This is a genomic window from Chrysiogenes arsenatis DSM 11915, assembly GCF_000469585.1.
Taxonomy (GTDB): Bacteria; Chrysiogenota; Chrysiogenetes; order Chrysiogenales; family Chrysiogenaceae; genus Chrysiogenes; species Chrysiogenes arsenatis.
The window spans coordinates 1-2,069 of sequence record NZ_AWNK01000022.1 but is presented as its reverse complement, the minus strand read 5'-3'; the positions used below and the strand labels follow the sequence as shown (position 1 = coordinate 2,069).

2 pseudogenes are annotated in these 2,069 nt (G+C 46.1%); both read right to left on the bottom strand.

Annotated features, from left to right (window positions below):
• Nucleotides 1-6: 6 nt before the first annotated feature.
• Nucleotides 7-813, bottom strand: a pseudogene (locus P304_RS15345) (IS256 family transposase); the annotation flags it as partial.
• A gap of 59 nt (nt 814-872) precedes the next feature.
• Nucleotides 873-2,048: pseudogene (locus P304_RS15340) on the bottom strand (IS256 family transposase); the annotation flags it as partial.
• Nucleotides 2,049-2,069: the final 21 nt, after the last annotated feature.

Here is a 2,069-nt window from a genome sequence, read left to right as displayed (position 1 = left end):
CTTTCATGCCACAAAATTCAAGCTATGTCTGACCATATGCACAATGCAGGTTTGCACTTGGGTGTTCGGATAAGCGGCTTCTATAGCTTCTGGGAACCCTTTTAAGCCGTCAACGCAAGCTATGAAAATATCCTTAACTCCACGGTTTTGTAGTCCGTTAAGAATACTAAGCCAGAACTTTGCCCCTTCATTTTCCGCGATCCACATGCCAAGAACTTCCTTTTGTCCCTCCATGGTGACAGCCAACGCGAGATACACTGCTTTGTTGATAATGTGTCCGCCTTGTCTCCCTTTCACCCTGATAGCATCCAGATAAACAATGGGGTAAACTTCATCAAGGGGACGGTTTTGCCATGATTTCACATCGTCAATCACAGCATCGGTTACTTGGGATATTAAGGTGGGGGAAACCTCCACACCATACATTTCTTCCAAGTGAACTTGAATGTCCCGTGTACTCATGCCCAGCGCGTACATAGAGAGGATTTTATCGTCAAAACCATGAAAACGGCTTTGACCTTTGGGGATAATTTTTGGCTCAAAACTGGCGTCGCGGTCACGGGGGACATTGATCTGAAGCTCACCAAACTCGCCGCTAATAGTCTTTGGATATTTGCCGTTGCGTGAGTTTCCAGCCTGCTTGTCTGACTTTCCATGTTTGGCATAGCCAAGATGGTCTGTCATCTCTGTCTGCATTGCACGCTCTACAAGTCGCTTCGTTAACTCTTTGAGTAGACCGCCTTCGCCTACAAGATCTTCAGGCTTTTTATAGTTGACAAGAAGCTGGTCGAGAAGTTCATCGGAAATGGCCATGGGATACTCCTTGAGATATGATCAGAATAGTATCTTAAATGGCCACTTACACAAAATATTTTACACACTCCCGCTTTCCAGTCTCTGATCGGCATTGTCCACTTCTTTGAAATATTGCGTAACGCCATATAAAAGAGCTTGAATATTGCTTCGTCGTCGGGAAATGCTCCACGGTTCTTGGTTACCTTGCGCAGCGAGTGGTTTAATGATTCAATGGCATTGGTGGTGTAGATTGCCTTTCTGATATCGGGCGGATAGTTGAAAAATGGGATTATTCGCTCCCAGTTGCGGCGCCATGATTGGCTGACCATTGGATGAGTGGCATCCCATTTTGTTTCAAATTGTTCAAGATTCCTCCGCGCCTGCTCTTCTGTTGGCGCGGCATAAATTTCTTTCAAGTCGGCGGCCATCTGTTTGCGCTCTTTCCATGCCACAAAATTCAAGCTATGTCTGACCATATGCACAATGCAGGTTTGCACTTGGGTGTTCGGATAAGCGGCTTCTATAGCTTCTGGGAACCCTTTTAAGCCGTCAACGCAAGCTATGAAAATATCCTTAACTCCACGGTTTTGTAGTCCGTTAAGAATACTAAGCCAGAACTTTGCCCCTTCATTTTCCGCGATCCACATGCCAAGAACTTCCTTTTGTCCCTCCATGGTGACAGCCAACGCGAGATACACTGCTTTGTTGATAATGTGTCCGCCTTGTCTCCCTTTCACCCTGATAGCATCCAGATAAACAATGGGGTAAACTTCATCAAGGGGACGGTTTTGCCATGATTTCACATCGTCAATCACAGCATCGGTTACTTGGGATATTAAGGTGGGGGAAACCTCCACACCATACATTTCTTCCAAGTGAACTTGAATGTCCCGTGTACTCATGCCCAGCGCGTACATAGAGAGGATTTTATCGTCAAAACCATGAAAACGGCTTTGACCTTTGGGGATAATTTTTGGCTCAAAACTGGCGTCGCGGTCACGGGGGACATTGATCTGAAGCTCACCAAACTCGCCGCTAATAGTCTTTGGATATTTGCCGTTGCGTGAGTTTCCAGCCTGCTTGTCTGACTTTCCATGTTTGGCATAGCCAAGATGGTCTGTCATCTCTGTCTGCATTGCACGCTCTACAAGTCGCTTCGTTAACTCTTTGAGTAGACCGCCTTCGCCTACAAGATCTTCAGGCTTTTTATAGTTGACAAGAAGCTGGTCGAGAAGTTCATCGGAAATGGCCATGGGATACTCCTTGAGATATGA